Source organism: Peribacillus sp. Bi134 (genome assembly GCF_918698065.1).
Taxonomy (GTDB): domain Bacteria; phylum Bacillota; class Bacilli; order Bacillales; family DSM-1321; genus Peribacillus.
Map to the genome: position 1 here is coordinate 85,239 of NZ_CAKKLN010000004.1, position 20,662 is coordinate 105,900.

The following is a 20,662-nucleotide window of genomic DNA, read 5'->3' on the forward strand; positions in this document are numbered from 1 at the left end:
ACTTGTAAGAATATTACAAAATTGTAAGATGAACAGTGTATAAATTTTGTTAAGGGGATGAGTGAAATAATGAAAAAAATGGTTTTATGCATTTCATTTTTTGTAGCTTCTTTAGTACTTTTTGGCTCCCTTGATTCTTTTGTAAGCAAAGCTTCAGCAGAAACACACACCTATGATGGAAAAAGTCCTTACTATAATAGTTGTGCGAATAGCGCTGTCACGAAGAAGTCGGTGAAAATTTATGCCAATGGCGGTTCTGCCAATTTGGAGTTAAAATTCAGCACTGTCTGTAAAACCGCATGGGCGAAGATCACTCTAAGCAGACCAGCTAAAACAGACGGGGAGGCAACTGCATTGGTTGTCCGAAATACTGATAATAAACAATTTAGCTGTGCATCTCCTGGAGGAAATGGTGAAATAAATAAAGGTCAAACGTCATGCTATACACCAATGGTATATGATTTAGATCCGCGAAAAGCAAAAGCGGTCGCTTTTTGGCCATATACAGCAGGTGAAACCGATTGGTATTAATGAAAAGGGAAAAACCTTCATCTATATTTTTGCAAAGAAAGGATGAATGTATTGAATAAAAAGCTTAAAATGATAGGTTTATCCATTGTGATGACACTGTCGATGTTTCTTGTCGACTTTGGTTTTGGAAAAAATCAAGCACTGGCCGAAACACACACCTATGATGGAAAAAGTCCTTACTATAATAGTTGTGCAAGTTCGGCGGTAACGAAGGATAAAAAATGGATCGATTCCAATTCGTACGTAGAATTGAAATTCAGCACTGTCTGTAAAACCGCATGGGCAAAAGTGACCGTAACACGGCCCGCGGTATACAACCATGAGGCGGATGCCAGGATCGTCCGAAGTACTGATGGTAAGGCCTATACATGCGCCAGTTCTGGGGGCAATGGTGTTGTGAATATCGGGCAGACCTCGTGCTATACACCAATGGTATATGATTATGATCCGCGAAAGGCACAGGCCCAAGGGATACATGCGATACCTAATAGTGATGCATATAAAAAAGCGGTGACCATTTGGTACTGAAAAACAAAGGCAAAAAAAGCATCCTTATGGTCGGATGCTTTTTTTGCGGTCAGATTGTACTCACGCTTTCATTTCTGCTTCCAATTGAAGTAGATATTTTTTCATCTCCGTGCCTCCCCGGTAACCGGTAATGGCCCCGTTTTTTCCGATAACCCGGTGACAGGGCACTGTGATTAGAATAGGATTGGCACCAATGGCCGTACCAACCGCCCGAACAGCTGCAGGTCTTTGGATGATTTGGGCTATATCGGAATAGGAACAGGTTTTTCCATAGGGTATTTGATTCAGCGCTGCCCAAATTTCTTGTTGAAAGGGCGTGCCTTTTACATCTGCGGGAAGAGAGAAAGTCTTCCTGGTTCCTTCGAAATATTCTTGTAGTTCTTTTAGATAGGGATTTAATGCTTTCTCATTTTCAACAAGGCTCGCCATTGGAAAGCGTTTTTGTAGCCAAGACTTCAGTTCTTCATACGTTTGATCCGGAGAGCCTACATAGCAAAGCCCTTTTTCCGTCTTGGCCACATATAATTGCCACTTATCATAATGCAATATGGCCCAGTCAATGGTTTGTTCTTTATCATTCTTCATTTTCTTCACGCTCCAAAGCTTTGAGATAAGCATTCCGATATTCTGAAGGGGTATTCCCCATTTTTCTTTTGAACAGCGTCAAGAAATAGGGTGTACTAGAGAACCCCACAGCCAAGCCTATTTCGGTTATCGGCTGTTCGGAGTTTTCCAGCAGCCTCGTTGCTTTTTCAAGGCGAAGCCGTTGAATGTATTCAGTGGGCGATATCCCCTTCACGCGCTTGAATGAACGTTGTAAATGATAGGGGCTGCCGTGAGAAATATCCGCCAATTTGTTCAAAGTGAGGGGTTCGCTGTAATGGGTGTCGATCCATTCGGTTATTTGTTCAACCCATTCTTCCGTCGGCAAATTCATTCCTTCCGGTTTACATCGTTTACAAGGCCGGAAATCTTCTTCCAAAGCCATCATGGCATTTTTGAAAATCTTCACGTTTTCCTTATTCGGCACCCTGGATTTACAGGAGGGCCTGCAAAAGATGCCTGTCGTAATTACTCCGTATAAAAAATGATCATCATATGCGGCATCACAATCTATAATAGCTTTCCAATATTCATTCGGGAAAAGATTCACTGCATTCACCTCTTCATTTAGTATACAAGAAAGGGTTGATATACAACCATTTTGATAATATAAAAGCAAGATAACGTAATTGTTCGAGTTAGAAAAGAACACTATTGGTCTGTTAAAATAAGGGAGTTGCATGAAGGAAGGAGCGAGATAACGTACTCACCTTTCATTAGAATAAAGCTAAAGGAGGAGCGGAATGAAAGAGAAATTATCAAATGATGAAGTCAAGACTGAATTGAGAATTCGTGCACCAAAGGAGTTCAGTTTTTCGGAAAATCTTAAATACTTATCACGATCCTCCAATGAATGTCTGTTCGATATTGTTGATCAAAAAATTTATCGAGCACTTGTTGCCGAAAACGAGACTCTTTTAATAGAAATCAGTGCGATGAATGAAACGGAGCTGACCGTCCGGTTTCCAGGGCGAACTGCACCGATGGATAATCAGGTAAAGGATGCTGTTTCCCAATACGTTCGTCACTGGTTCGATCTTGAGACAAATCTGCTTCCTTTTTATGAATTGGCCCGAAATGACCCTATATTGCAAAAGCCGGCAAGCCAATTCTTCGGTTTGAGAAATATGGGCATCCCCGATTTATTTGAAGCGATTGCCTGGGGAATACTTGGTCAGCAAATTAACTTGACCTATGCCTATACCTTGAAGCGGAGGCTTGTGGAGGGATTTGGTGATTTTGTTGAATTCGAAGGAAAGCAATATTGGCTGTTTCCGACGCCAGATGTGATTGCGAAATTGACGGTCGAAGATTTTGCCGATATGAGGATGACGGTGAAGAAGTGTGAATATTTAATAGGTGTTGCTCAACTGATTGCAGAAGGGGAACTTACTAAAGAAAAGCTGTTGATTGCAAAGAATGTAAAAGAGGCTGAAAAAATGCTGACCAATATACGGGGAATCGGCCCGTGGACAGCGAACTATGTCTTAATGAGCTGTTTACGTTTTCCAGCAGCCTTTCCCATCGATGATGTCGGGCTGCATAATTCCATGAAACTGGTCATGCAAACGGAAGCAAAACCAACGAAAACGGAAATCCTGAAACTTTCGGAAGCGTGGGCCGATTGGGAATCCTACGCGACCTTCTATTTATGGAGATTGCTATATTGAATACCGCTTCGGAGATAAAACTGTAAGTATCGTCGATATAACTCCAATTTCGGAGATAAAACTATAGAATTCGTTGATATATCTCCATTTTCGGAGATAAAACTATAGAATTCGTCGATATATTCTTATATTCGGAGATAAAACTGTAAGTATCGTCGATATAACTCCAATTTCGGAGATAAAACTATAGAATTCGTCGATATATCTCCATTTTCTAAGTTAAAGCATTTCCGTTGAGTTCATATATCATAACTTATTACATTCAATCTTATAGAGGTGAATGACCATGTATATGTACCCAACGTATCATTATGAAGATCAAGCTTATCTTGAACGGCAGTTTCCCGGTCTATCCGGCTTTCCGGGCATCCCTGGTATGCCTCAATTTCCAGGTCAACCAGGACCGCCGCCGGGTTCGCAAGCACCAACAGCTCCCCCGCCAGCGTTTATCCCCCACCAGCAATCGGCTTCAACATTTGCCGTAGATCCAGGTGCCATTTCGTTTTGTCTGTTCAGGAATACTTTTATATGGCTAAACAATGGTGCGAGTTTCTGGTATTATCCCATTTTTGTCGGTCCGCGTTCTGTTGCCTGTTTCAGGTGGAATGGCAGGTTCTGGACGTTTTTTGGTATCGATACAAGACAAATCAATTCTTTTAGCTGTTTTTGATAAAATGCTCAAAGGAGATGCTTCCTTTGAGCATTTTATGTTTCAGGTTGTTTTGCCTTCTTCCAATACGAAAAGGTAGGGTAGCAAGACAGAAGCAGTGCTATCCAAAGATATACATCAGTAAGAGAAATGCCTATAGCTGATTTTCCACCTAAAGCGGTCAACACTCCCACTACGGAAAGGAGATACAAGGTGTAAAACACCTGCTCCTTGATTCTCGCACCATTATTGGCGTGACCATCTTTCTTAAAAAGGACACTCAGAAATAATCCTATCATAACCCCAAGAAGTACCTCGGGTGACACGATATCAGAAAGAAAAAAGACTGGAAAAAAATCGTAAATCAGCAAAAGGGTTATGATGATCATATAAATCATTTGAAAAGGATTCAAGAAATTCATTTCACCCTCCCCTTTTTGTTAAATTATACCTTGTTTTGTTACTTAAATCCTTTCATTTTTGAATGTGGCGAAATAAACGGCCAACAATGTTCAATATTTAATAGAAATGGTAAAATCATTATGCTCCTATAAAATTTAGTGAATGAAAATGAAAATAGAGGATGCTGTTGAAAATGAGGAAAGTATCGCTGGAAACCAAGATTCTCGGGTTAGTCTTATCGTTGAGCCTTTTTTTGATTATCTTATTGACTACTTCTTTTTCCTATATGGAAGGAAGGCAAATAGCTAAGGATAAAGGTCAATTGGCGTTGGAGCTTTCAAAGACGGTTAGCTTCATGCCTACAGTTACAGATGCCTTTGAAACTAACGATCCCGCTGGCATAATCCAGCCGATTGTCGAAAAGATCCGCAGGGAAACAGGGGCTGAGTTCATCGTTGTAGGGAATGCAGAGGGAATTCGCTATTCCCATCCGCTGGCTTCTGAAATTGGGAAGCGGATGGAAGGCGGGGATAATAGCAGGGCCATTCGGGAAGGCGAATATTATGTCTCCGAGGCGGCAGGATCACTCGGACTTTCCATTCGGGGGAAGTCACCGGTATTCAATGAGGCTGGAAAAATAATTGGAATCGTCTCCGTCGGTTTTTTAGTGGACGATGTCCGCGCCCAAATTTTCAAGGATTTGTCCAAAGAGATGATTGTATCTTTAGTGGCCATCATGATATCGATCATTGGCAGTTATATGCTGGCAAGGAGCATACGTAAAGATACATTGGGGCTGGAACCATTTGAAATCGCCAATTTATATAAAGAAAAAAATGCAGTGCTGCATTCGGTGAAAGAAGGTATTCTGGCCATTGACCAAAATGGGTCGATTACCTCGATGAATCAGCCGGCGAAAAAATTGCTGGATATTAAAGAGTCAGTTCGCCATTTGAACGTGGATAACGTGGATGGCCTATTTCCTTCGAAATATTTATTCGAAGTGCTGAAGTCCGGTGAACCGCAAGTGGATAAGGAGATTTCATGGAAAGACAAATCCGTTATCGTTAATTGCACGCCAATCTTCGATAGTGAAGGGGTAAGCGGTGTTGTCGCTTCGTTCCGTGATCGAACGGAAATTGAGGAAATGGTCAACACATTATCTGAAGTGAAGATGCATTCAGAGGATTTGAGGGCACAAACCCATGAATTTACCAATAAACTATACGTCCTTTCAGGATTGATACAATTAGGAGAATACGATGAAGCGATAGAAATGATTCAAAGCGAAACATCCGAATTGCATTCCCTGAACCGTGTCGTGTTCGAACAGATAAAGGATACAAAGGTACAAGCCCTTTTACTTGGTAAGATAGGGAAGGCATCGGAGAAGAAGATCTTTTTTGAAATAGACGCACAAAGTTACCTAGAGAAACTGCCTGATCATATAAAATTGTCTCAACTAACATTGATTCTAGGCAATATTATCGACAATGCATTAGAAGCGGTTTCAAGCACGGAAGAGCCGCTTGTGAAATTTTTCGCCACAGATATCGGAAATGATATGGTATTTGAGGTGAGTGATAACGGAAAAGGAATACCAGAGGATGCGATCGCCCATATTTTCAATCGGGGTTTCACTTCGAAAAACAGCGGAAGTCCGAGTGGTTATGGACTTTCGAATGCTGATCATGTCGTAAAAGAGCTTGGCGGCATTATCGAAGTCCACAGCGAGGATGGCAACACCATATTCACCGTGTATCTTCCTAAAGAACAGAGAGGAGGGAAAGGATGCTGAAGATAAGAGCAGTCATCGCAGAAGATGATTTTCGTGTAGCGGATATCCATGAAAAATTCCTGAAAAACTTTGATGAAATAGAAGTGGTCGGAAAAGCTGTCAATGCCAAAAAAACGCTTCGGATATTGGAACAAAAAAGCCCGGATCTGCTTTTGCTTGATGTTTATATGCCAGATCAGCTTGGTACAGACCTCCTTCCGGACATACGGAAAAAATTCCCGAATGTGGATATCATCATGATTACCGCGGCAACGGATAAAGAACAACTTGAAAAGGCGCTTCACTATGGTGTAGAGAATTATTTAATTAAACCAGTGGAAATGAAGCGCTTCAACCAAGGTATCGAAGAGTATCTGAAGAAAGTCCATCTGATGAAATCCAAACAAGAAATAGATCAGGATTTTGTTGACCTTATTTTGAAAAAGGGTTCTTCCGCTTCGGAAACGAACGATGGACAATCATTGCCTAAAGGGGTCGACGAAATTACTTTGGCGAAAGTGATCGAGGTACTCGAAGCAAGCGATATCGGTTTGTCGGCTGAGCAAGTGAGCGGTCAGATCGGTGCTTCCAGGACAACCGCGAGACGCTATCTGGAATACTTGATATCCGTTAAGAAATGTAAAGCGGAAGTCGTATACGGGGTAGTGGGAAGACCTGAACGAAGATATTATAAAATTCAATAGAATTAAATGTGGAACACCTTCACGATTGGAGGTGTTTTTTTATGCATGCTGTACAACGGTTAAAATGGTTTGAAAGATTTCAAAAAAAGCAATGTGAGTTAGTTTAGAAATTCTCTGCAATGCATAAAGATTTAGTCACTGTTTGCTTAATAATCGTATCTTTTCCTTAAAGAACCCGCCATTCAACCCGGGGAATGGAGTCTGGTTCACTCTGGAAAATCGCCTCCATGAACACAATGAACACAATTAATTTAATAGTTTTAAAACACAATAAATTGAAAACGCTTACAGATAAAGTGATTTCATATACAATTTAGAAAATTAGAAAATTAGAAATTAAGGAGTGATCATATGCTCGCTTTATTAGGATACTTGATGATATTAGTGTTTATGATTTTAATTATGACAGGGCGACTTTCAGCCATGATAGCTTTGATTGCAGTACCAAGTGCCTTTGCACTTATTGGCGGGTTTGGCGGTAAAATGGGTGAGATGGCGTTGGAAGGAATCAAAGACGTCGCGCCAACGGGAATCATGATTTTATTTGCGATCCTTTTCTTTGGCATTTTGATTGATGCTGGGGTTTTTGACCCGATCATCAATACGATTCTTAAGGTTGTAAAAGGCGATCCGGTGAAAATTGCCATCGGCACGGCAGTCCTGGCCTTGCTGATTTCCTTGGATGGAGATGGTACGACTACATATATGATAACGATTTCAGCCATGCTTCCGCTATATAAACGGATTGGAATGAGACCGCTAGTATTGGCCGGTATTGCTGTTTCGTCATCTGGAGTCATGAACCTTCTTCCTTGGGGAGGCCCTACAGCACGGGTAATGACCGCTTTAAAACTTGAAATGTCCGATGTTTTCACCCCTGTCATTCCTGCAATGATTGGCGGAGTCCTATTCGTCCTTTTCATGGCATATTGCCTGGGTAAAAAAGAAAGAAAGAGAATCGGGATCATTGAAGTCGATTATCGGGCTGTGGCACAGCACGCGGCTGCAACGGAAGATGCTTATCTTAAGCGTCCTAAATTGATAATATTCAATTACGCATTGACTCTTACACTGCTGGTTGCGTTGATTATGGAACTTATGCCTTCAGCAGTTCTGTTCATGGTAGGTTTCGCAATTGCCATTACGGTTAATTATCCGAAACTCAGTGATCAGAAAGAGCGTGTGGCAAACTATGCGGACAATGCTTTATCTGTAATTTCGATGATTTTTGCAGCAGGTGTCTTCACTGGAATCCTTGCCGGTACGGAAATGGTCGATGCCATGGCAAACTCTTTGATTCAGCATATTCCAGATCAAATGGGCGCACATTTTGCTGTCATCACAGCCATCATCTCAGCACCTTTTACGTTCTTCATGTCTAATGACGCATTTTATTATGGTGTGCTCCCATTACTTGCTAAAGCGGGAGCTGCTTATGGAATCGACCCTGCCCTGATCGGCAGAGCTTCACTATTAGGTTTGCCCGTCCATCTATTAAGCCCGCTTGTTCCATCCACCTATCTATTGGTTGGAATGGTAGGGGAGGATTTCGGTGCATTGCAGCGAACTTTCCTTAAATGGGCATGCGGTTCGACGCTTGTCATGATAGTGGTATGTGTCCTATTGGGAATCATCCCACTATAAGATTCTAAAGAGTCCCGTTCGTCAAGTTGCGAACGGGGCTCTTTTCTGTCTGCATCAAGCGCTGAATAAATCTGGAAAAGTGAGATACATTATGTTTGTCTTCTCCTTCGCGACAAAGTTAGCTTTTTCTTTTATTGAATGCGGAAGGTACGTACCTTAAGATTAGAGGAAACTATATTAATATGAAGGGAAGGGAGCAAAATGGCTCACTTTAATATAAAAGTTGCAGTTCAAAAGTTCGGTAACTTTCTAAGTTCAATGGTCATGCCGAATATATCAGCTTTCATAGCATGGGGGCTAATCACTGCCCTATTCATTCCATCTGGTTTCCTGCCAAATGAAAGCCTTGCCAAAATGGTTACACCGATGGTTACGTTTTTACTGCCGCTTTTAATTGGGTATACGGGTGGTAAGCTAATCCATGACCACCGAGGCGGCGTAGTCGGTGCCATTGCGACAATGGGCGTCATCGTCGGATCTGACATCCCGATGTTCCTTGGAGCCATGATAATGGGACCGTTCGGCGGTTATGTCATCAAGAAATTCGATCAATTGATTGAAGGGAAAATAAAAGCCGGATTTGAAATGCTTGTTAATAATTTCTCAGCAGGAATTATTGGCGGCCTATTGTCCATTCTATCCTTCTTGGCCATCGGTCCTGCTGTAGACGTATTTACAGGCTGGCTTGTTGCAGGAGTAGATTGGCTTGTCGGTACAGGTTTACTGCCGTTAACTAGTATCCTGATCGAGCCTGCCAAGGTATTGTTCTTGAACAATGCCATCAATCATGGTGTACTATCACCAATCGGTGTAGAGCAAGTTAAACAAACAGGGGCTTCAATCCTGTTCCTTCTGGAATCGAATCCTGGACCAGGTATCGGCGTACTGCTTGCTTATTGCTTTTTTGGAAAGGGAACGGCGAAGAAATCGGCACCAGGAGCTGCCATCATTCATTTCTTTGGCGGGATACATGAAATTTATTTCCCTTATATCCTAATGAAGCCGATGTTATTCTTAGCAGTCATTCTTGGAGGCATGAGTGGAGTCTTCACTTTGGTCCTTTTAGGCGGAGGATTGTTCGCTCCAGCATCTCCAGGAAGCATTCTTGCCATTACAGCGGTAACTCCGCATAATGCGGGAGCATATATTGCTAACTTTGCAGGCGTGATCGTAGCGGCCATCGTTTCATTCATCGTCGGTGCATTCATCCTGAAAACAGGAAAGCAATCTGAAGAGAATATTGAAGATGCCGCGAAAAAAATGCAAGAAATGAAAGGCAAGAAAAGCTCTGTTGCCGATGTATTCGCTTCAGATCCGGGTACGATGCCAGCAAACGTCAACAAAATAATATTTGCCTGCGATGCTGGGATGGGATCAAGTGCGATGGGGGCTTCGCTGCTTCGCAAGAAGGTGAAGGAAGCCGGATTGAATATCACTGTTACAAATACGGCGATCTCAAACATTCCTGCAGATGCACAAATCGTCATTACACAGGAAGAGCTAACTCCAAGGGCACAGAATAAAGTCCCGAATGCTTATCATGTATCCGTCGATAATTTCCTATCGAGCCCTGAATACGATTCATTGCTTGCACGGCTTCAGGATGACGGTACCGATGAGCTGCATGAAATCGTCGAAGATGCTGAAGAGAAGGTTCCCGGTGTTCGTGAACATTCAATCGAGCCTGGCATCAACGAGGAGGAGCAGGATGATAATGAATTGCTTCGTGAAGAAAACGTCTTCCTTAATCAACAATTCGCCAATAAGGAAGAAGCGATCCGCTTTGCGGGAAGAGCTTTGGTTAATGCAGGTTACGTTAAGGAAAGCTACATTGAAGCAATGATTGCCCGTGATGAATTGACTTCAACCTATATGGGGAATGATGTAGCCATTCCGCACGGAACCGAGGAAGCTAAGAAAGATGTCCTTAAATCTGGATTTACCGTTTTACAAATTCCTGATGGTGTCGACTTTGACGGCCAAAAGGCACGATTGATATTCGGCATTGCCGGCAAGGACGGGACACATCTTGAAATTCTATCTGGCATTGCAGTTACCTGCTCTGAGATGGAGAATATTGAAAAGATGGTTAAAGCAACATCAGCCAGGGAATTGATGGATATTATAAATGTCGAAAATAATTAAATACTCTTAAACCAAGAATAGAAAAGCGTTTTACGCTTTTCTATTCAGTATTTTCTCGTGTTACTCCACCTGAAATGAGTTGGTAGCATGTATATTACTTCAAGGGAAAAATCAATCATAGAATTGATCATAAAAACTTCAGGAAAACATACAGCCTTATCCATTGCGACACAATTGAATGTTAGTGTCCGGACAGTTCAACGCGATCTGAAGTCCATAGAAAAAATCCTGCAATCATTTGAGTTGAATTTAACACGCAATACACATGAGGGCCTGTCCATCGACGGGAAGAATGAACAAGTCTTTCGGCTTGTACAGCACCTGATGGGCAATCATCCGATCGATCAAACGCCACAAGAAAGAAAGCTGCATCTCCTTTTAGCTTTACTGCAGGAAGAATCATATAAAACTCAAGTTCTTGCGGGGGATCTCGGTATAAGCATAACGACTCTTACAACCTATTTGGACGAACTGACTGAATGGTTAAAGAATTTTAATATCGTGATTACCAGAAAAAGGGGAGTCGGGATAGAGCTTGCCGGCACCGAAGAAAATAAACGGAAAGCACAGGCAGCCTATTTCTTGCACTTTTTTAATGAAGAGCTGATTGAAAGTTTATTTTTGCTGCAAGAAGGAAAATTTCCAGAAGCGAAAATCCTCGACTATTTCGATCCCGAATATCTTCTGGCTATCGATGGGGTGCTGAACTCAACTTTTAACCGTGTCCATTCCCGTTTGGCGGATAGCGGGTATATAGGGTTAATAGTACATATTTATGTAACCCTGCAAAGGAATGAAAGCCAATTTTTTTTGGAGAAGGACTTCAAGAAAATAAGCGAACTTTCCGATGAGAATAATCTCATGAATAAAATAGGCAAGGAACTCAGCACAAAGCTGGAAGTCTCTTTTACCATCGATGATATAAGCTACCTGGCAGCCATCCTTAAAGGGTCCAAGCTTCATGCGGCAGATGCCGTTCCATATGACAGTGTGTTGCTTGGCCAGCTGATAAGAAACCTGATAAAAGATGTTTCGGCACAACTGCAAATCGATTTGACCATGGATTTCCCATTGTATCAAGGGCTCCTTGCCCATATGGAACCATCGCTTTTCCGGATCAAACAGGAAATGGGATTGTACAACCCCTTAACCGAAGATATTAAGCGAAAGTATCCGGTTCTCTTTTTGGCAGTGAAGACCAGTCTGGAAAAGGGATTCACAGAAATAAAAGAATTTCCTGAAGATGAAATAGCCTTCATCGTCCTTCATTTCGGATCTGCATTAGTGCTCCGGGAGGAAGAAATATCCATAAGGGCTCTCATCGTTTGCCCGACAGGTATCGGTACATCGAAGATGCTTGCAAGCCGGATCAAAAAAGAAATAATCGAAATCGAGACTGTAGAAATCAAGACGATCAAAGACATCCAGCAGCAAGGCAGCCTGAAAAACTACGATGTGATCATTTCTACCGTCCGGCTTCCGTATATCGATAGTGATTATATCCTTGTATCCCCTCTTTTGAGTGAAGAGAATATATTGAACATCAGGAATTATTTAAGGAAGAATATCGAAAACTTCACGAAGAATAAGCGTTATGGCAGTCATTCAGCCCATAAGGATACCGTGACAAAAAAAGAGGATGGCGAATTGAAAGAAGTGCTGCAGGAATTGAAGGATGCCCAGCAGAGCATCGAGTCGATCATGGATAATTTCCGGTTTTATCGGCTGCCGCATCTGAAAGGACATCCAGAGATCATTGAAGAAATGGTCAGGATGGCAGAAGCGGAAGAACTGTTAATGGGTGCGGATGATGTGGTCGAATCCTTGAAGGAACGGGAAAAAAAAGGCGGTTTAGGCATTCCTGGCACTGGAATGGGCCTTTTCCATACGAGACATAAGAATGTAAAAGAACTGATATTCCAGGTGGCCCACCTGGATGAATATCGTCTGGTCAAAGGTATGGACGGAAATGACGTCCATATGAAAAATTTACTGCTGATGCTGGCACCTGAAGAATTAAGTGTGAAGCAGCAGGAAATAGTCAGTTTAATAAGTTCAAGCTTAATTGAAAGCAATGAATCCATCATGATTTTTTCATCTTCAGACGAAGAAATGATTAACAGAAGGCTGGAAGCCATATTTTTGGATTATTTATATACTAACTTGATAAAGGGATGATTGTAATGAAACAAGCAGTACATTTCGGTGCAGGAAACATTGGAAGAGGCTTTATCGGAGCCCTCTTTTCACAATCTGGATATCATGTGACATTTGTAGATATAGCTGATCAAATAATCGACCAGTTAAATGATAAAAAGCAATATCAAGTCAAACTGGCCACTGATCAACAAGAATCCGTCACAGTAGAAAATGTTTCGGGTTTAAACAGTTTAAAGCAGGAAGAGGAAATCATAAAAGCAATTTCCGGAGCAACCTACCTCACCACTGCTATCGGTCCCAATATTTTGCCTCATATCGCTCCTTTAATTGCAAAAGGGTTAGCGTCAAGAGTGAAGGAAACCGATGAAAAACTATATGTGATCGCTTGTGAAAACCAAATATCGGCAACAGACCTTTTAGAAGGCTACATTCTAGAAAACTTGGATCAAGATACAAAAGAAAAACTTACCGATAAAGTCTACTTCTTTAACTCAGCAGTCGATCGCATTGTTCCTATCCAAAATAACGAAGGATCACTCGATGTTTTGGTGGAACCTTATTATGAATGGGTCGTTGAAACGAAGGAAAGCATTCCTGCCGTTGAAGGGATGACCATTGTAAAAGAACTCGCTCCATTCATTGAAAGAAAACTTTTTACCGTTAATACAGGACACGCCGTAATTGCTTACCTCGGTTATCTCAAAAATAAAAAATCTACGATTGACCAGTCATTGGAGGACGCAGGCATTGTAGAGCAAGTCAAGAAAACCCTAGGGGAAACGGGCGCTTATTTAATAAAGCAATACAGTTTGAACGCAGATGAGCATCAGCAGTATATCGAAAAAATCATTAATCGTTTTAAAAACTCCTACCTGAATGACTCGGTGAATAGAGTCGGACGTTCACCGCTGCGTAAGCTCGGGCCAAACGACCGTCTTGTGCGCCCTGCCGTAGAAGCAAAGAAAGCCGGCCTTTCCTATACTAATCTGGCGAAAGCGATAGCGTCCGCTTTACTCTTTGATTTTAACGAAGATGAAGAAGCCCTTAAACTGCAAACGATGATCAAAGAACACGGTGTAGCGTCAGCACTAAAGGAAGTTAGCGGATTGGGTGAAAGCAATGAAATAACAAAAGAGGTTGTCAATCATTACAATGCGTTGAAAAAATAAATAATTTAAGTTAAAAGCTCCTGAAATGAATTTTCAGGAGCTTTTAAAAATAGGAAAATTGTTAAAAGGGCTTATTGTGCTTACTATCGTGATTGAATGCGGTTTACAATGCTCAGAAGGAAATAATACAATACCAACTAAACCACTAAAGATAATTGACTACAGTGCAGGAATTTTATATGATAATACTGACTGACTAATCAATCGGGAGGTGAGAAAGAATTTCTACTCAAGAAAAGCAGGATAGAAGAGAGCAAATATTAGAGATATCACAACAACTTTTTGCGTCACTTGGTTATCATAAAACGAAGATTTCTGACATCGTTCGAGAGGCGGGCATTGCACAGGGTACTTTTTATTGGCATTTTAAAAGTAAAGAAGCTATTGCTTTAGAAATTATTCAACAAGGGCGGATCGGACTTCTGGAAGTAGTAGCACACGGACATCGGAAATCTCCTGGAACAGTTCAGGATGTTTTGAATTCCTCTGAAAAGTTATTTGTGGAGTTGTTTGATTTTTCGGAATCTAATCGATATATGATGGAAATGATATTCAAGGGAATTGATGGTGAAGAGTCACTTAAACAGGCGATCATTGATACTCGATTGAAGGTGGAAGAAGCTTTTGAGAATAATATTAAAAGAGCAATGGAGCTAAACATTCTACCGGAAAGGGATTCTGGTTTACAAGCTGCATTATTAATGAGTTTATTTGAAGGAATCCTATCTAGGTGGTTATTCGGGCCGGTCTCAGATGGTTCGCATATCCGAAGCAGAACAACGGCTGAGCTGGCTAATGAAATGGTTAGATTCGAATTTTTTGGATTATTAGGAACATAAAAGGAGACAGATTATTATGAAGAAAAAATATTCATACCTTACATTAGTTTTATTAGTAGCATTTACTTTGATATTAAGTGCATGTGGTACGAAAGACGATAAGGCAAGCGAAAATAAAGAAAGCAGTGCAGATTTATTACAACAAATCAAAGATCGCGGAACCCTTAAAGTAGGGCTTATGGGTACATATCAGCCATACAATTTCTTAAATGAAAAAAAAGAGATGGATGGATTTGATGCTGATATCGCGAAGGAATTGGCCAAACGACTTGGAGTGGATGTTGAATTTGTTTCCCAAGAATTTTCAGGTATGGTAGCAGGATTACAAACTAAAAAATTTGATGCAGTTATCAGTCAAATGACCATTACTGATGAACGCAAAAAACAAATGGATTTTACAGAACCATATATCACAAACAATGTGAAGGTAATAGTTCAAGAAGATAATAATACGGTTAAGTCTGTAAAAGATTTCAAAGGCAAGAACATTGGAGTGGGGCTAGGAACTAATGATGAAACATATCTTCGTACAGAGCTGCTTCCGGAAGTGGGAGACTTTACGATTAAAACATATGATGACGTGATTACATCATTAAAGGATTTGGACTCTGGAAGAATTGATGCAACCATCAATAATATGTATGCGTTGAAACCAGTTGTAGAGAGTAATGGATTTAAGATCAAGGCTATTGGTGATCCGGTTAAATCTGATAAAGCAGGAATCGCGATTCGTAAAGGCAATGAATCATTATTGAAAGAATTGAACAAACATCTAGCTGATATGAAAGAAGACGGCACATATAAAGAGATTTTTGTGAAATGGTTTGGGGAAGAGCCACAAGAATAAACCGATAGTAGTAGAAAGGATACAAGCAAATTTATGGATGTTATTTGGATTAACCTGCCATTTTTATTGAAGGGAGCATACTATACGCTCCTTATCACCATTATTTCAATGTTTTTTGGATCGATTATTGCTGTGATTGTGGCGGTAGCAAGATTAAAAGGTAATAAATTTATTAGATGGATGGCTCGTGCATATGTTTCCATCATAAGAGGTACGCCCACTTTGGTGCAAATTATTATTGTGTATTATGGACTGGCTGATTACGGCTTTAATCTTCAACCACTAACAGCGGCTTATATTGCGTTAAGTATCAGCATCGGGGCTTACCTTTCTGAAACATTGCGCGGGGCGATTCAATCCATCCCTAAAGGGCAATATGAAGCGGCATATGCATCTGGAATGACACCATATCAAACGATGCGCAGAATTGTTTTTCCGCAAGCGATTAGGGTAGCCATCCCGCCAGCTGGCAATACATTCATTGGGATGTTAAAAGAAACATCGCTTGTCTCCGTTATAACGGTTACCGAATTATTGCGATCTGCTCAATTATTAATTGCCCAATACTATGTGTACATGCCATTTTATTTAGCGATTGCACTAATGTATTGGATCATGGGTACAGGATTTTCCTTTGTGTTGGAAAGAATTGAAAAAAGGTTATCAATATATGACTAAGTATGGAGATGTAGAATGATAAACATCAGTAACCTATCGAAGAGTTTTTCAACCTTAGAAGTGTTGAAAGATATTAATTTACAAGTGAACAGCGGCGAAGTTGTTGTGATTCTTGGGCCGAGTGGTTCAGGTAAAAGTACATTGCTTCGATGTATAAATGGACTGGAAGAATTGACGAGTGGAACTATTGAAGTGAGCAACATTGTCGTTGATGCGAAAAAAAGTCATAAAGTGCGCAATAAACAAATTAAAAAGGTCCGTCTACATACGGGAATGGTTTTTCAACAATTCAATTTATACCCGCATAAAACGGTATTGGAAAATGTTATCGAAGCACTGTTAATTGTGAAAAAGTGGTCGAAAAATGATGCAGTGATAAAAGGGGAAACGCTGTTAAAAAGAGTAGGTTTGATTGATAAAAAAGATGTGTATCCTTCGCGATTATCTGGAGGTCAGCAACAAAGGGTCGCGATTGCCAGAGCACTTGCAATGGAACCGGATATCTTATTGTTCGATGAACCAACGTCTGCATTAGATCCAGAGTTGGTAGATGAGGTGTTGGCTGTAATTAAAGAACTCGCTCATGATGGAATGACCATGGCTATTGTTACTCATGAGATGACATTTGCTCAGGAAGTCGCTGATCGAATCGTCTTCATGTCAGATGGTGTCATCGTTGAAGAAAGTTCACCAGAGGAATTCTTTTCACAACCACAAACTGATCGAGCCAAGAAATTTTTGAAGAAAATGTAGTTAATATAAGGAAAGCGGGAGGAATTATCATGAAAGTGGTAACAAAATGGAATGGCCAGCGTGCTTTCACAGCTGTTGGAGATTCAGGTTATGAAGTCAATATGGACGCAACACCTGCATATGGAGGCGAAGGTAAAGGGTGTACACCAACAGAAATGCTTTTAGCTTCCCTAGCTGGATGCATTGGAATAGATGTCACGATGATACTGAAACCTTATTTGTCATCTGTGGACAAGCTTGAAATTGAAACAGATGGTACGAGAAAAGAAGAATTGCCAAAAGGATTCACATCCATTGTTGTGACTTTCATAATTGATGGACAAGTGGACAGTAAACGAATTTGGAGAGCAATCGATCTAGGAAAAGAGAAATACTGTGCAGTATCAGATTCCTTGAAAGCCAATATCTCATTCCGGCTTATTTTAAATGGAGAAGAGCAAACGAAAGTGGTAACTGATCAGAACGAAGTAGAATAATATTTTTAACCTTTCAAAAGCGCTGTAGAGAAATCTCTACTGTGCTTTTGTGGTTTTTAAGGAAAAAAAGGGAACGAATAAATTTTAGCAAATTTAAAAAAACCTTGTAAACAGTAATCATTACGTTTTATAATGAAAGACAGTCAAGATAAGAGGGATCTTTTTATAGTGTAAATCATAATCATTTTGATTTATTAGACGAAAAGCACTGAAAGAATGAATTGAAAAAGGAGGATTCGTGCAATAAATAGAGAATTTGGTGCATTTTTAAATAATTTGTTGCTATTGCAAGAGATTTAGAGCTGTTACTCAAGGGTTTAGAGCAAAAACTCGTGAATTGGAGCAAATACTCGTGAATTTGGAGCAAATACTCGTGAGTTTACCACATTTACTCGTGAATGGATGTTTACTCTCGAGGAGGATTACATAGTTTGATTTCTGATAAGCATTCGGCGATGTGTTACGTCGTTTGTCATGATGGTAAAGCTGCAATCTAAATCGTAATCAATACGATTTTGTGTCGGTCAAAATAGTTGAGGTAATGGAGGAAATATATCGTGTTCAGGAAATGTAAATCAATTTTTATTGTTTGTTTAGCATTCTTACTTTTGGCTGCTTGTTCCACCGAGTCTGCGAATGAAGTGGGAGGGGAGAAGGAAGTGAACTTGCTTTTTAATTTTGCGACTAGCTCGCTTGATCCGAATGTCGATACTAGTTATGTGTCACTAAGGGCTGGGATCACTGAGACATTGGTGCATCTCAATGATGAGGATTTGACCATCGAACCTTGGCTGGCGAAAAGCTGGGATAGCAAGGACGGTCAATTATGGAATTTCGAGTTAAGGGAGGGTGTGACTTTTCAGAATGGAAAGCCGATGGATGGCAAAGCGGTGAAGGCTTCGTTGGAGAGGGTGGTGAAAGATAGTCCGGCGATCAAGAATGCCTTGCGGATTGAGTCGATTGAAGCGGACGGAAATGCGCTGACGATTAAGACGGAGGTTCCTTTTCCTGAGTTTCCTTCTGAATTGGTTCATCCAAATACATCGATTATTGACGTGAAGGAAAGTGACTATATAAACAAGCCGATAGGAACAGGGCCATTTGCCGTTTCGAAATTCATACCAGGTACGGCTGTTGAATTAATACGTTATGAGTCTTACTGGGATGGGGCCGCAAAGCTTGAAAGCGCCAGGTTTTCGTTTAATGAAGATGCCAATGCACGGTCTCTTGCCCTTGAATCGGGAGGCGCCGATATTGTTTTCCGTCCGGAAGTGGAAAGCCTGGAAAATTTAAAGGCGATAGATGGTGTGAAGGTTGAATCGACATCCACTTTCCGCGTCCATCAAATGACGATGAATTTGGAACGTAAAGCATTGCAGGACATACACGTCCGAAAGGCGATAGATGCCTTGATCGACCGTTCATCCATTGCGGATACGATTTTACATGGTCATGCAGAAGTGGCAACTGGGCCATTTCCATCAACATTCTCTTTTGCTCCGGACTATCCGAAAAAAGAGAATGGAATGGAAGCGGCTAAGGAGTTTCTTGATCAGGCGGGATATAAGAAAGTGGATGGTGTCATGCAAAAAGACGGCAAACCGTTAACGTTTACACTTCTTACATACAGTTCACGTGCCGACCTGCCGTTAATTGCCCAAGTTTTTCAATCGGATGCCGGCCAGTTGGGGATTGATGTGAAAATCAAGCAAATAGAAATCCCTGAAGAGTATATGGCTGCCAATCGCGATTGGGATTTAACGACCTACAGCAATTTAACGGCTCCGCGCGGGGATGCCGGTTATTATTTAAATGCTACTTACCATCCAAAGGGAGCCTTGAACTTCAGTGGGGCCGATGATGATCGCCTGACGTCCCTGATTGATGAGCTGAACGCAACGGTCGGACAGGAGAAGCGCTCGGATTTAGCTGAGGAGATTGCGATGTATGTGGATGAACAAGTGTATAATTCATTCATTTTACATCCGAATACACTTGTTGCTTATGATGCCGATAAAGTGGAAAACTGGATCACTTCGAGAAGCGAATACTACATGCTGACGAATGAACTGGATGTGAAGTGAATGTTGCGTATCTTAGTCCGGCGATTCATTGAGGTCGTGATTTTTGTCCTTGTAATTACATTCATCTCTTTCCTTTTTGTTCGGCTTGCTCCAGGGGACCCGGTTCTCTCGATACTTCAAGTGGATGATGTGTCGATCACAAACGAGCAAGTCAATGAGCTTCGTGAAGAATTGGGGTTCAATGATCCGCTGTTAGTGCAGTATGGCGATTGGTTTATGGACTTTATCCAATTGGATTTCGGGCATTCCTATCTGACGAATCAGCCTGTGATGGAGATGATCATGAGCGGACTGCCTGCAACACTTGAGCTGGCGATTGGCGCATTGCTTGTCATGCTTGGTATAGCCATTCCATTAGGTTCGCTTGCTGCCTTGTACAGGGGAAGCTGGATTGATCAGATAAGCCGTGCCGTTTCTTTGTTGGGCGCAGCCATTCCTAGCTTTTGGCTGGGGCTGCTCTTGATAGATTTATTTGCGGTACGATGGGGGGCCCTTCCAACAATGGGCAGGGACGGATTTCGTTCTTTGATTCTGCCGTCAGTCACGCTGGGACTGGCCATCACAAGTGTGTACGTACGTTTGCTGCGTTCGAGTTTAATAGATTCCCTCAGTCATGATTTCATCAGGGCTGCCAGATCTAGGGGGATATCAGAAATACGGATATTCTTTGCCCATGCATTTCGTTATAGCTTGCCCCCGGTCATCACCGTATTCGGTGTCAGCCTTGGCAGCCTGATCGGCGGTGTAGTGGTGATCGAAGTGATTTTTGCCTATCCAGGCATAGGTAAGATGGTCGTGGACTCGATTCGGTCACGGGATTATCCAGTCATCCAAGGGTACCTGTTGGTCATGGCCATCACTGTATTCATGGTTAATAGTGCCGTGGATTTATCTTATCGGTATTTAAACCCGGAGCTAAGACTGAAGGAAAGGAAGCATGGAAAATGGAGTTAGTTATCAAAAAAAAATCCAAAAGGCGTTGGAGAATGACAGTCCTTTTTAC

At 41.4% G+C, this 20,662-nt stretch carries 20 protein-coding genes and 1 pseudogene; 18 read left to right on the plus strand and 3 right to left on the minus strand.

Going from position 1 to position 20,662, the window contains the following annotated elements:
- Positions 1–57 precede the first annotated feature (57 nt).
- Together LQ188_RS09025 and LQ188_RS09030 are read left to right on the plus strand one after the other, a co-directional pair.
- Positions 58–531 carry a YjfA family protein gene (locus tag LQ188_RS09025; RefSeq protein WP_101223112.1) on the plus strand — a complete coding sequence of 158 codons (474 nt, stop codon included), beginning with the start codon at positions 58–60 and terminating at the stop codon, positions 529–531.
- A gap of 90 nt (positions 532–621) precedes the next feature.
- Positions 622–1,059 (plus strand): DUF2690 domain-containing protein, encoded by a 438-nt coding sequence (locus LQ188_RS09030; protein WP_230176842.1) that lies wholly within the window; start codon positions 622–624, stop codon positions 1,057–1,059.
- 60 nt (positions 1,060–1,119) lie between these two features.
- Here LQ188_RS09030 and LQ188_RS09035 read toward each other — a convergent pair whose 3' ends face one another.
- Together LQ188_RS09035 and LQ188_RS09040 are read right to left on the minus strand one after the other, a co-directional pair.
- Positions 1,120–1,644 (minus strand): methylated-DNA--[protein]-cysteine S-methyltransferase, encoded by a 525-nt coding sequence (locus LQ188_RS09035; protein ID WP_101223110.1) that lies wholly within the window; start codon positions 1,642–1,644, stop codon positions 1,120–1,122.
- Positions 1,634–2,221: a bifunctional transcriptional activator/DNA repair enzyme AdaA gene (locus tag LQ188_RS09040; RefSeq protein WP_230176644.1), complete on the minus strand. Its 588-nt coding sequence runs from the start codon at positions 2,219–2,221 to the stop codon at positions 1,634–1,636. The genes LQ188_RS09035 and LQ188_RS09040 overlap by 11 nt, the downstream gene beginning before the upstream one ends.
- A 184-nt stretch (positions 2,222–2,405) precedes the next feature.
- On the opposite strand from LQ188_RS09040, the gene LQ188_RS09045 reads away from it, so the two are divergent.
- A complete protein-coding gene (locus LQ188_RS09045; protein ID WP_230176645.1) occupies positions 2,406–3,332 on the plus strand; it encodes a DNA-3-methyladenine glycosylase in 927 nt (308 codons plus the stop codon).
- 286 nt (positions 3,333–3,618) lie between these two features.
- On the plus strand, positions 3,619–4,002 hold the full coding sequence (locus LQ188_RS09050; RefSeq protein WP_230176646.1) for a collagen-like protein: 384 nt from the start codon (positions 3,619–3,621) through the stop codon (positions 4,000–4,002).
- Between the two features lie 35 nt (positions 4,003–4,037).
- Here LQ188_RS09050 and LQ188_RS09055 read toward each other — a convergent pair whose 3' ends face one another.
- A complete protein-coding gene (locus tag LQ188_RS09055) occupies positions 4,038–4,403 on the minus strand; it encodes a hypothetical protein (RefSeq protein WP_230176647.1) in 366 nt (121 codons plus the stop codon).
- Between the two features lie 173 nt (positions 4,404–4,576).
- Between LQ188_RS09055 and LQ188_RS09060 the strand changes: the two genes are divergently transcribed.
- From LQ188_RS09060 to nikB, 14 genes and pseudogenes are all read left to right on the plus strand, one after another.
- Complete coding sequence (locus tag LQ188_RS09060) at positions 4,577–6,181, plus strand: sensor histidine kinase (RefSeq protein ID WP_230176648.1); 1,605 nt, start codon at positions 4,577–4,579, stop codon at positions 6,179–6,181.
- A complete protein-coding gene (locus LQ188_RS09065) occupies positions 6,175–6,864 on the plus strand; it encodes a response regulator (RefSeq protein ID WP_230176649.1) in 690 nt (229 codons plus the stop codon). Before LQ188_RS09060 ends, LQ188_RS09065 begins: the two co-directional genes overlap by 7 nt.
- A 351-nt stretch (positions 6,865–7,215) precedes the next feature.
- On the plus strand, positions 7,216–8,508 hold the full coding sequence (locus tag LQ188_RS09070; RefSeq protein ID WP_137018653.1) for a citrate:proton symporter: 1,293 nt from the start codon (positions 7,216–7,218) through the stop codon (positions 8,506–8,508).
- Positions 8,509–8,709: 201 nt separating this feature from the next.
- Complete coding sequence (locus LQ188_RS09075; RefSeq protein WP_230176650.1) at positions 8,710–10,653, plus strand: PTS mannitol transporter subunit IICBA; 1,944 nt, start codon at positions 8,710–8,712, stop codon at positions 10,651–10,653.
- A gap of 87 nt (positions 10,654–10,740) precedes the next feature.
- Complete coding sequence (locus LQ188_RS09080) at positions 10,741–12,831, plus strand: BglG family transcription antiterminator (RefSeq protein WP_230176651.1); 2,091 nt, start codon at positions 10,741–10,743, stop codon at positions 12,829–12,831.
- A gap of 5 nt (positions 12,832–12,836) precedes the next feature.
- The gene (locus LQ188_RS09085; RefSeq protein WP_230176652.1) at positions 12,837–13,982 is read left to right on the plus strand and encodes a mannitol-1-phosphate 5-dehydrogenase; all 1,146 of its coding nucleotides are present in this window, start codon (positions 12,837–12,839) and stop codon (positions 13,980–13,982) included.
- A 266-nt stretch (positions 13,983–14,248) separates the two neighbouring features.
- Positions 14,249–14,368: pseudogene (locus LQ188_RS26995) on the plus strand (helix-turn-helix domain-containing protein); the annotation flags it as partial.
- Positions 14,369–14,458: 90 nt separating this feature from the next.
- The gene (locus LQ188_RS27000; RefSeq protein WP_363320587.1) at positions 14,459–14,821 is read left to right on the plus strand and encodes a hypothetical protein; all 363 of its coding nucleotides are present in this window, start codon (positions 14,459–14,461) and stop codon (positions 14,819–14,821) included.
- 16 nt (positions 14,822–14,837) lie between these two features.
- Positions 14,838–15,668, plus strand: coding sequence for a transporter substrate-binding domain-containing protein (locus LQ188_RS09095; protein ID WP_230176653.1), 831 nt, complete (start codon positions 14,838–14,840; stop codon positions 15,666–15,668).
- 33 nt (positions 15,669–15,701) lie between these two features.
- Positions 15,702–16,346, plus strand: coding sequence for an amino acid ABC transporter permease (locus LQ188_RS09100; RefSeq protein WP_230176654.1), 645 nt, complete (start codon positions 15,702–15,704; stop codon positions 16,344–16,346).
- Between the two features lie 15 nt (positions 16,347–16,361).
- A complete protein-coding gene (locus LQ188_RS09105; protein WP_230176655.1) occupies positions 16,362–17,099 on the plus strand; it encodes an amino acid ABC transporter ATP-binding protein in 738 nt (245 codons plus the stop codon).
- Between the two features lie 29 nt (positions 17,100–17,128).
- Positions 17,129–17,575, plus strand: a complete 447-nt coding sequence (locus LQ188_RS09110; protein ID WP_230176656.1) for an OsmC family protein — start codon at positions 17,129–17,131, stop codon at positions 17,573–17,575.
- Between the two features lie 557 nt (positions 17,576–18,132).
- Positions 18,133–19,659 carry a nickel ABC transporter substrate-binding protein gene (gene nikA, locus LQ188_RS09115; protein WP_230176657.1) on the plus strand — a complete coding sequence of 509 codons (1,527 nt, stop codon included), beginning with the start codon at positions 18,133–18,135 and terminating at the stop codon, positions 19,657–19,659.
- Positions 19,660–20,613, plus strand: a complete 954-nt coding sequence (gene nikB / locus LQ188_RS09120; RefSeq protein ID WP_230176658.1) for a nickel ABC transporter permease — start codon at positions 19,660–19,662, stop codon at positions 20,611–20,613.
- Positions 20,614–20,662 lie beyond the last annotated feature (49 nt).

Excerpts from the sequence above, each read along its gene's own strand:
- LQ188_RS09050 (WP_230176646.1), top strand. The coding sequence starts at position 3,619 with ATGTATATGTACCCAACGTATCATTATGAAGATCAAGCTTATCTTGAA.
- LQ188_RS09065 (WP_230176649.1), top strand. The coding sequence starts at position 6,175 with ATGCTGAAGATAAGAGCAGTCATCGCAGAAGATGATTTTCGTGTAGCG.
- LQ188_RS09095 (WP_230176653.1), top strand. The coding sequence starts at position 14,838 with ATGAAGAAAAAATATTCATACCTTACATTAGTTTTATTAGTAGCATTT.
- LQ188_RS09055 (WP_230176647.1), bottom strand. The coding sequence starts at position 4,403 with ATGAATTTCTTGAATCCTTTTCAAATGATTTATATGATCATCATAACC.
- LQ188_RS09075 (WP_230176650.1), top strand. The coding sequence starts at position 8,710 with ATGGCTCACTTTAATATAAAAGTTGCAGTTCAAAAGTTCGGTAACTTT.
- LQ188_RS09100 (WP_230176654.1), top strand. The coding sequence starts at position 15,702 with ATGGATGTTATTTGGATTAACCTGCCATTTTTATTGAAGGGAGCATAC.
- LQ188_RS09060 (WP_230176648.1), top strand. The coding sequence starts at position 4,577 with ATGAGGAAAGTATCGCTGGAAACCAAGATTCTCGGGTTAGTCTTATCG.
- LQ188_RS09070 (WP_137018653.1), top strand. The coding sequence starts at position 7,216 with ATGCTCGCTTTATTAGGATACTTGATGATATTAGTGTTTATGATTTTA.
- LQ188_RS09030 (WP_230176842.1), top strand. The coding sequence starts at position 622 with ATGACACTGTCGATGTTTCTTGTCGACTTTGGTTTTGGAAAAAATCAA.
- LQ188_RS09035 (WP_101223110.1), bottom strand. The coding sequence starts at position 1,644 with ATGAAGAATGATAAAGAACAAACCATTGACTGGGCCATATTGCATTAT.
- nikB (WP_230176658.1), top strand. The coding sequence starts at position 19,660 with ATGTTGCGTATCTTAGTCCGGCGATTCATTGAGGTCGTGATTTTTGTC.
- LQ188_RS09080 (WP_230176651.1), top strand. The coding sequence starts at position 10,741 with ATGTATATTACTTCAAGGGAAAAATCAATCATAGAATTGATCATAAAA.
- LQ188_RS09025 (WP_101223112.1), top strand. The coding sequence starts at position 58 with ATGAGTGAAATAATGAAAAAAATGGTTTTATGCATTTCATTTTTTGTA.
- LQ188_RS09085 (WP_230176652.1), top strand. The coding sequence starts at position 12,837 with ATGAAACAAGCAGTACATTTCGGTGCAGGAAACATTGGAAGAGGCTTT.
- LQ188_RS09045 (WP_230176645.1), top strand. The coding sequence starts at position 2,406 with ATGAAAGAGAAATTATCAAATGATGAAGTCAAGACTGAATTGAGAATT.
- LQ188_RS09110 (WP_230176656.1), top strand. The coding sequence starts at position 17,129 with ATGAAAGTGGTAACAAAATGGAATGGCCAGCGTGCTTTCACAGCTGTT.
- LQ188_RS09105 (WP_230176655.1), top strand. The coding sequence starts at position 16,362 with ATGATAAACATCAGTAACCTATCGAAGAGTTTTTCAACCTTAGAAGTG.